This window comes from uncultured Ligilactobacillus sp., assembly GCF_948826705.1.
Classification (GTDB): domain Bacteria; phylum Bacillota; class Bacilli; order Lactobacillales; family Lactobacillaceae; genus Ligilactobacillus.
This window is the reverse complement of the sequence record NZ_CAQLEL010000036.1, coordinates 1-8,404: the sequence shown is the minus strand read 5'-3', so window position 1 is coordinate 8,404 and position 8,404 is coordinate 1. Positions and strand designations below refer to the sequence as shown.

Below are 8,404 nucleotides of genomic sequence, written 5' to 3'. Positions count from 1 at the left end.
TGGGGCACTTCTGCGGCGCGAAGGAATGCGGCGTTGCCTGCGCTGCCGTTTTGTGGGGGTACGGGAGCCGTGAGGAATTTACACAGTACGGCGCGGATTTTATTGTAAAAGATTTGGACGGACTTTGGGATATCATTGTAACCGTTTAGCCGTGGAGGAAGCGAGATGATTCAATACATAAAGTTGAGAGAACATAGTAATTTAGTAAAACAGGCGGCGGAATGGTTTCATTTGAAATGGAATATTCCGCTGAATGCATATCTGGACAGTATGGAAGACTGTCTTAGCGGAAACGGCGCGGTTCCGCAATGGTATCTTGCCATGGATTCGGACAAGATAGCCGGAGGACTGGGTGTGATTGTTACTTTAGCCATTGTCTTGATCTCCTTCGCTTATTTTGGTAAGTGGTCCACGTTGGGGGACTTCTTGGCTGTCTTGATAGTTTCATGGTGCTAGCCCCTATTTGTATTAGGTTTACGGATTTCAAATTCTAAAAGCCTGTATTTTAAATACAACCTTGCTTATTTGCTGTATCTGCTATAAATTGCATCGCTGACACTAATATCAAGCCTGTATTTGTCGTTTAATGTCATCAGCTTGGCCACTTCCTGTGCGATCTCGTCACGTTCTGCCACTTGTTGGGGTGTCATGTCGTCTTTTTTGATCGCTTTGGGATAACCATATTTCATAGCGATAGCCTTGTTAGCGATCTGACTAGCCTTGATATAGTGCTTTGGTGCTGGTTTTTCCACGCCGGTCTTAATGATGTCCATGGCTTCACGTTGCTTCTGTTTGTCCAGCATTCTAAAAGCTTCGTATGCTTCTAGCCCGACGCTTTGGCGTAACTCTTTGACCGTGGTATATAGCCAGTCTTTGAATTCTTGTGCTTGTGGCTTTTTGCTACCTGTAACAGCTTCATAGATACCTAGCTCGGTCAATGTGATGTACTCCCGTGTATCTGACCGACCGCCGTTTTGGCGGTTGGTTGATGATGTCTGACCGACGTTTTGTAGGTCGGGTAGTTTTACTTTGGTACTAGATACATATTTCTTACTGATACGCTTAACCATCTTATTTGCGTCTGAGTAGTCTAATGCGTTTGCTACGTCCATAGCGATAGCGTGCCACTCATCTTTTACAGACACGAAACGGATCGCAAACCCGTTCCAGTTCTCTAGCTTTGTCTTTTCCATGATCCTAGCTCCTTTCTATTTGGTAGGTGTCTCATAGATAAAAAAATCACCGGGTGAAATTTCCAAAGCATCACAAATCTTTTTTAATGTATCGAACTTGATACCTGTTGACTCGTCATAATAAATAGCAGTCAATGTAGATCTTGCAATCCCTGTTTTGCGTGATAGCTCTGAGATATTTTCTTTCCGACTTCCTAGAATGGTTGAAAGTTTATTCTTCATTATTTATCAACTCTTTTCGTTAAGTTTTCAAATTGTAGTTAATACACTTCAATTTGATGTCTTAATAATAAAATACATTATTCGTTAATGCAACAAAAAATATTATTTAATTTACAAATTGCAGTGCATGAGCTACAATATGGACTAAGGAGAGTGATTGAAATGATAAGATATAACTTGAATCAATTACTAGCAGAGAGAAATTTAAAAGCTAATAAGGTGTATGTAGATACTGGTATTTCACGCTCTACGTTATCTAAAGTGATAAATAATCAAAGTAATATGATCCAACTTGAGACCATAGATAAACTATGTCAATATTTAAATGTCACGCCGGGGGAGTTTTTATCATACATTCCAGTAGATGTTAAAGTTACAACGGTTGTTAATGACTTGCATCTTATGGATGATGGGGGGACTAATATCGGTCCGGATCATTACAAGTTAGATTTAGATATTTTTATAAAGTTTAAATATATCGACAAGCAAGCTTCAAAAGATTTTGAATATCATATAAGCAATATTTTTAATTATGAAAATAATATGTTTTCTAAAATAAATATAGATGTTGATTATGAAAATGATGGATACACTAAGAAAGAGACGTTTGGTGTAGAAATTAATTTTGATGAACATTTAAAAAATGAAATCTTGGAAGCGACTAACGGTGATTATGCTTTTTCAGTTGATATTAAAAATCTGATAATCAATTCAATAACGAATGAAATCGCTAAAACGGGATATAATTTAGCTGTTTGGGTATGTAATTATTTTGCATTTTAATAACCCAAGTCAATGACAATATCCACAACCAAAGCAAACATTGACACTACGCCTAAAAATGTTGGGTTTTGTTGGGTAGTAGCCATTTTGGCGTCAATATAGGCTTTTAGTTCAGGTTTTCTCAGGTTTTCGCCACTTATGTCGAAAGTAGTATTTTGTAGTACTTCGGTTGTGGTTGGTAGTTAAAATTCCACCATTTTTACAGCATGAGCGATCTGAGCCAGTGCATCCCTGAGCATTCCACTTCTAGGGATGTCATAGATCCAATACATATACAACCGAATAGATACCAGTGATAAAGCCGTCCTATCGTGCATTACTTTAAGCCACCTAGCCCGTGCAATAAAGATAAAGGACTGATAAACATGGCTAAAATTACAGAGTATCAAACGAGCAAAGGAAAGTTTTACCGCTTCCGTGTATATGCTGGGATCGATGAGATGACTGGCAAAAAGAAATATATCAAGCGTGCAGGTTTCAAGACTAAGGCAGAGGCTAAAAAAGAGTTACACAAGTTAGAATATGAGTTAGATATTGGCAAGACTCAGATAAAAGCGACCGAGTCAATAACGTATAAAGAGGCTTATAAGCTATGGTTTGAACAACATAGCCTTTCAGTCAAAGAGTCGACTATCTACAATATCAAGAACAAGTTCAAACTGCAGATCTTACCACTCATAGGATCATATAAGGTCGATAAGCTAACACTTGCGATCTGTCAGCATGCTGTAAATAAGTGGTATCAGCAACATGAGACGTCTTATAAATATATTTTGGCGTACGCTTCGACGGTGGTCGATTATGCTAAACGTCTAGGACTAGCGTATAATAACCCTTTTAAGGATGTCACCCGTCCAAAGGTGAGAGCTAAGCATAAGCCACGCAACTATTTAGAACCCGACGAGCTAAAAAGATTTTTAGCGATCGCAAAAGAAAAAGACTTGATGCAGTACACTTTGTTTAGATTGCTAGCATATACAGGCATTAGACGTGGTGAGATCTTAGCCTTGACTTGGGATGATGTCGATTTTAAGAGTGGGACCGTGAGCATTAGTAAAACAATGACCCGGGGCGCTAAAAGTGTTGTCATCTTAGATCCTAAAACGATCAATAGCGATCGTGTTCTTGATCTGGATACTGAGACGCTAAAAGTTTTAAAGCGTTGGCAGATAGCACAAGCAAGTTACTTGTTAGCTGTGGGGATCAACGCTTATAACACGGAACGCTATATTTTTACTAGATCAGACAACAAGAACCCGTTAGCTTTGAGTGTCCCGGGGTACTGGTTACGTAATTTGTTAGCAAAAGATCCAACGTTACCAAGGATCACAGTACACGGCTTTAGACACACGCACGCTACTTTGTTGCTGTCTGCTGGTGCAAGCCCTAAGGAAGTGCAATATAGGCTAGGTCATGCTAAGATAACGACAACGCTTGATATCTATGTACACTTAACTAAGCAAGATCAAAAAGAAACGATCAAAAAACTGGTGCATTATTTAGGATAAAAAAGGGAGACCCTAAGAGAGACCCTCTAAGCTTCAAGACTTCAAAAAAGCCGTTATATATAAGGTCTTGGGGGTCACTGGTCTTTTTTGCTATAATGAATAATGCATTAATAAAGTGAGGAGAATCATTTTGATAATTGGACTAACACAAATGCTAAAAGATGATTTTGGCATTGATTTTAAAAATACCGCTTTACTTGACGAAGCTTTTACCCATGCTTCTTATGTAAACGAACATCCACGTGAAAAACTAAAATATTATGAAAGGATCGAATTTTTAGGTGATGCTGTGATGCAACTTTGCGTCTCAGAATACCTATTTAAACGCTATCCTACTTTACCAGAAGGAAAACTCTCACGTTTGCGTGCAGCTATGGTCTGTGAAGATAGTTTCAGCAAATTTGCTAAGGAATGTCATTTTGATGAATATATCCGCTTAGGTAAAGGTGAAGAAAAAGCCAACGCGCGTGATCGGGCTTCATTGCTTTGTGATATTTTTGAGGCTTTTATCGGGGCGTTATACCTTGATCAAGGTAAAGCAGTCGTTGTCAGTTTTATCAGTCGGGTCGTCTTTCCTAAGCTTGATCTAGGTTGGTTTGATCACTACTTAGATCATAAAACTGAACTCCAAGAATTATTGCAACAACACGGGGACTGCAAGATCACTTATGTTAAAGTTGCTGAAAATGGTCCTGATAATGAAAAAGAATATACCATGGCAGTTTATGCTGATGGGCAAAAAATCGGTGAAGGAAAAGGAATGTCAAAGAAAGCGGCTGAACAACAAGCGGCTTTCCAGGCATTAAAAGCACTCCAAAAAAAATAGTTTATTGAAGGGAAGAATTTCAGCATGAAGTTAAAGTCGTTGACTCTAAACGGATTTAAATCCTTTGCTGACAAGACTAAGATCGAATTTCAAGATGGTATGACTGGAATCGTTGGGCCAAATGGGAGTGGTAAAAGTAACATTATCGAAGCACTGCGTTGGGCTTTAGGGGAACAATCTGCTAAGAGCTTACGTGGGGGGAAAATGCCAGATGTTATTTTTGCAGGTTCTCAGACAAGGGCCCCGTTAAATCATGCCGAAGTTGAGTTAGAATTTGATAATTCAGACCACTTTTTAGATCTAAATGCTGATCAAGTTGTGATCTCGCGCAAGATCTATCGGAATGGTGACAGTGATTTTTTGATCAACAATGCCAAAGTCCGTTTGCGTGACATTGTAGAATTATTTATGGATACTGGCTTGGGGCGGGAATCATTTTCGATCATCTCACAGGGCAAAGTTGAAGCTATCTTTAACAGTAAACCTCAAGATCGGCGCGTCTTGATCGAAGAAGTCGCCGGTGTGGTCAAGTACAAAAAAGAAAAACAAAAGGCGCAACAAGAGTTAGCCGAAACTACGGATCACTTAGATCGGGTAGCGGATATTATTACCGAATTACGGCAACAAAGAGAGCCTTTAAAAGAACAAGCAAGTATTGCTAAAGACTATGTTGCTCAAAAAGAAGAATTTGATCATTATGAAAAAAGTCGGCTAGTCTTAGAGATCGAGCAACGTGCTAAAACTAAAGCACAGATCGAAACAAAACTTTCCGAGATCGAAAAATTGCTGGCGACCCATACGAAACATGCTGAGCTCCAAGAGAAAAAATCGCAACAATTAGCAGATAAGCAAGCAAAATTAGAAGCAAAATTAGATGAAGATCAAAGAGAATTCAACCTTTTGACAGGACAACGTGAGAAGTTGATCGGGCGTCAGGATATCTCAAAGCATGATGATGATCTCTTTAATGAACGTCTCGCCGAGTTCAATGAAAATATCAAGCGCGATGAAAGTACAGTTGCAAAACTACAAGCACAAGTTGATGAGCTGACAACACAGCAAGCCAAAGTAGCTACCTTGCAAAATAAATATACTAAGCAGATCCAAGATATCCAGACAGCATTAGTCGATGATCCTGAGACACTGGCTGATCAGATCGAAAAGTTGCGTCAAGATCTGATCGATCTAATGCAGGCACAAGTTTCGGCTAAAAATGAATTAGCCTACTTAGAACAGGAAAATCAGCGTAACTCAGAGCAAAAACAAGCTGATAAAAAGCGGATCGCAAATGCTAAAGCACAGTTGGCCACTCTCAAAGAAAAACAGGCAAGCGCAAGTAAGCAAGCGACTGAAGCTAAGGTAGCTTATGCTAAGCTTCAAGCGAAGGTGATCGAACTTCAAGCACAACAAACGACCGCTCAACGCTTGCGCGAAGATCAACAAAGACGCTGGCTCAAGGCAAGTGAGATTTTGCAAAAGGCACGCGCACAACATGAATCATTGCAAAATATTGCTGCTAATTATGCCGGATATTATCATGGCGTCAAAGCGATCTTACAAGCTGATCTGACAGGTGTAGTAGGTTCGGTAGCCCAACGACTTAAGGCCCCGGCCAAAGTGGCTAAAGCGATCGATGTAGCATTAGGTGCACAATTACAAAATGTGATCGTGACCGATGAAAGAAGCGCTAAAGTGGCGATCAACTATTTGACGAAGCAAAAAGCTGGTCGGGCGACATTCTTGCCCCGTACGACTGTCAAACCACGCTTTCTAGCACAAGGTCACTTACAGACGGTCCAACAACAAGCAGGTGTTATTGGTCTTGCTAAAGATCTGGTCAAATATGATCCTTTGGATAAACCTGTTGTCGAACATTTATTAGGGGCGATCGTGATCGCGCAAGATCTAGATGCTGCTACTAAGCTTGCTGTAAAGCTCAATTATAGTATCAAGATCGTAACTTTAGCGGGTGAAGTTATCAATGCTGGAGGTTCGATGACTGGGGGACAAGATAGAAATCAACGAACTGGCCTTTTAGAACAACAGCAACAAGTTGAAAAATTGGCGGCTGATATTACTGTGATGGAACAAAAACTATCGCAGATCGAATTTGAAGGTGGTCAGACTAAGGAAAAAGTTGAACAACTAGTCCAAGAGCTTGAGGCAATGAAGCCAAGCGAGCAACAAGCATTAGAAGAACAACAACAAGCGCTCAAGAATTTAGAACGCTGTGAGCTTGAAGTAGAACATCAAGCTGATCAAGTCGAACAGCTAGAAGTAATAGCTAGCATGAGTGAGGCCGATCAAAGTCAGTATGAAAGTAGACATCAGGCCTTGGTAGAACATCAAACAACTTTAACAAAAGATATCGAAGCCAAGCAAAGCGAGATCAAATTGCGAGTAGCTTTACAAAAAGATACCAGTGCGACTCAAGCAAAACAGCAAGAGACTTTAAATGAACTCAAGCAAAAAGAAGCGATCGCCAAAGAAAGAGCACAGTTGCTACAAGTTCAAGTCAAAGAAAGTCAAGTGCAATTGGAGCAGACCAATGCACGGATCACTAAAGCGCAAGCCAAGATCGCTGAGATCAAAGAAAATCAAAAGCAAAATCAGGTACGCGACACTGATATCAAAGCTAAACGTCAAGATGTCGAACAGCGTTATGAAGAGCTTGAGCAAGCGATCACAGCTCAAAAACAAAAACGTCAAGATCTAGTAGTGCGCCTTAAAAATGCACAACAAGAATTGAAACGGGCAAATGAATTGCGTCAGGCTAGCTTGGATGAAAAGAGCGATATCAAGGCACAACTGGGGAGTTGCAAAGCAGATCTAGCACGTGATCTAGATGAATTAGCTCAAAACTATGGCTTGAGTTATGAAATGGCTAAACAAGAAAACCAAGCAACAGATCTAGAATTTGTCAAAAATAAAGTCCATCTTTTGAAATTGGGGATCGAAGAGTTAGGTGAAGTCAATTTAGGGGCGATCAGTGAATTTGAACGGATCAATACGCGTTATGAATTCTTAACGCAACAACAAGCCGACCTTTTAGAGGCAAAAGCGCAATTAGTCCAAAGTATGGATGAAATGGACACTGAAGCCAAAAGTCGTTTTAAACAAGCCTTTGATGAAGTGGCGACCGCCTTTTCTGAGATCTTTCCGCAAGTTTTTGAAGGGGGCAAGGCGATGCTTAGCTTGACTGATCCAGCCGATCTGTTGACTACAGGTGTCGAGATCATGGCTCAGCCACCAGGTAAAAAGTTCCAGCATTTAAATCTACTTTCAGGTGGGGAACGTGCCTTGACGGCGATCGTATTATTGTTTGCGATCTTAAAGGTCCGCCCAGTACCTTTTGTAGTCTTGGATGAGGCTGAAGCTGCCTTGGATGATGCTAATGTTATCCGTTACTCGCGTTATCTCCAACGGTTTAATGCACAAACGCAATTTATCGTGATCACCCATCGCAAAGGGACGATGATGAACGCTGATGTCTTATATGGTGTTACGATGCAAGAATCAGGGGTCTCAAAGATGGTCTCGGTATCGTTGGATGAATTAGCATAGTGCTTTGGAAAATGCAAATGAATTTGATAAAATAAAACAAAATAAGAAATGAGGGATGGGCATGGGCCTTTTTGATCGATTAAGACGTGCTTTTTCGGGTGAACCTGAAGAAGAGCCAAAAAAAGAAGACGAAATTGTTTCTACCTCAGAAGAAAACTCAGAACCTGAGGAAACTGCGACAAATGAAATAACTGCTACACCAGAAGATGAGCTGCCTGAAGTAGCTGAAGCAAAAACGGATGAAAAAGAGACTGAATCAGTCGCTAAAGAATCTGAAGTTATTGAAGAAGTAGTTCAAACACCAGAAG

At 40.3% G+C, this 8,404-nt stretch carries 8 protein-coding genes and 1 pseudogene; 6 read left to right on the top strand and 3 right to left on the bottom strand.

Annotated features, from left to right (window positions below):
• The first annotated feature begins 165 nt into the window (after nt 1-165).
• The gene (locus tag Q9Q35_RS01980; protein ID WP_304651900.1) at nt 166-456 is read left to right on the top strand and encodes a hypothetical protein; all 291 of its coding nucleotides are present in this window, start codon (nt 166-168) and stop codon (nt 454-456) included.
• 65 nt (nt 457-521) lie between these two features.
• Here Q9Q35_RS01980 and Q9Q35_RS01975 read toward each other — a convergent pair whose 3' ends face one another.
• Both Q9Q35_RS01975 and Q9Q35_RS01970 read right to left on the bottom strand, forming a co-directional pair.
• On the bottom strand, nt 522-1,193 hold the full coding sequence (locus Q9Q35_RS01975) for a BRO family protein (protein WP_119448511.1): 672 nt from the start codon (nt 1,191-1,193) through the stop codon (nt 522-524).
• Between the two features lie 15 nt (nt 1,194-1,208).
• Nucleotides 1,209-1,415 carry a helix-turn-helix transcriptional regulator gene (locus Q9Q35_RS01970; RefSeq protein ID WP_182465667.1) on the bottom strand — a complete coding sequence of 69 codons (207 nt, stop codon included), beginning with the start codon at nt 1,413-1,415 and terminating at the stop codon, nt 1,209-1,211.
• A 162-nt stretch (nt 1,416-1,577) separates the two neighbouring features.
• Here Q9Q35_RS01970 and Q9Q35_RS01965 point away from each other — a divergent pair, with 162 nt between their 5' ends.
• Nucleotides 1,578-2,198, top strand: a complete 621-nt coding sequence (locus Q9Q35_RS01965) for a helix-turn-helix transcriptional regulator (protein ID WP_119448509.1) — start codon at nt 1,578-1,580, stop codon at nt 2,196-2,198.
• Nucleotides 2,199-2,380: 182 nt separating this feature from the next.
• On the opposite strand, the gene Q9Q35_RS01960 is transcribed toward Q9Q35_RS01965, so the two are convergent.
• Nucleotides 2,381-2,515 carry a hypothetical protein gene (locus Q9Q35_RS01960; protein WP_260449681.1) on the bottom strand — a complete coding sequence of 45 codons (135 nt, stop codon included), beginning with the start codon at nt 2,513-2,515 and terminating at the stop codon, nt 2,381-2,383.
• Nucleotides 2,516-2,563: 48 nt separating this feature from the next.
• On the opposite strand from Q9Q35_RS01960, the gene Q9Q35_RS01955 reads away from it, so the two are divergent.
• The 4 genes and pseudogenes from Q9Q35_RS01955 to Q9Q35_RS01940 form a co-directional block, all read left to right on the top strand.
• Entirely contained in the window at nt 2,564-3,706 is a 1,143-nt protein-coding gene (locus Q9Q35_RS01955; RefSeq protein WP_221677948.1) for a site-specific integrase, read from the top strand.
• Nucleotides 3,707-3,836: 130 nt separating this feature from the next.
• The gene (gene rnc / locus Q9Q35_RS01950; protein ID WP_304651899.1) at nt 3,837-4,532 is read left to right on the top strand and encodes a ribonuclease III; all 696 of its coding nucleotides are present in this window, start codon (nt 3,837-3,839) and stop codon (nt 4,530-4,532) included.
• A gap of 24 nt (nt 4,533-4,556) precedes the next feature.
• On the top strand, nt 4,557-8,096 hold the full coding sequence (gene smc / locus Q9Q35_RS01945) for a chromosome segregation protein SMC (RefSeq protein WP_304651898.1): 3,540 nt from the start codon (nt 4,557-4,559) through the stop codon (nt 8,094-8,096).
• Between the two features lie 61 nt (nt 8,097-8,157).
• A pseudogene (locus tag Q9Q35_RS01940) lies at nt 8,158-8,404 on the top strand (signal recognition particle-docking protein FtsY); the annotation flags it as partial.

Coding starts and splice junctions, on each gene's coding strand:
- Q9Q35_RS01980 (WP_304651900.1), top strand. CDS start 166: ATGATTCAATACATAAAGTTGAGAGAACATAGTAATTTAGTAAAACAG.
- Q9Q35_RS01975 (WP_119448511.1), bottom strand. CDS start 1,193: ATGGAAAAGACAAAGCTAGAGAACTGGAACGGGTTTGCGATCCGTTTC.
- Q9Q35_RS01970 (WP_182465667.1), bottom strand. CDS start 1,415: ATGAAGAATAAACTTTCAACCATTCTAGGAAGTCGGAAAGAAAATATC.
- Q9Q35_RS01965 (WP_119448509.1), top strand. CDS start 1,578: ATGATAAGATATAACTTGAATCAATTACTAGCAGAGAGAAATTTAAAA.
- Q9Q35_RS01960 (WP_260449681.1), bottom strand. CDS start 2,515: ATGCACGATAGGACGGCTTTATCACTGGTATCTATTCGGTTGTATATG.
- Q9Q35_RS01955 (WP_221677948.1), top strand. CDS start 2,564: ATGGCTAAAATTACAGAGTATCAAACGAGCAAAGGAAAGTTTTACCGC.
- smc (WP_304651898.1), top strand. CDS start 4,557: ATGAAGTTAAAGTCGTTGACTCTAAACGGATTTAAATCCTTTGCTGAC.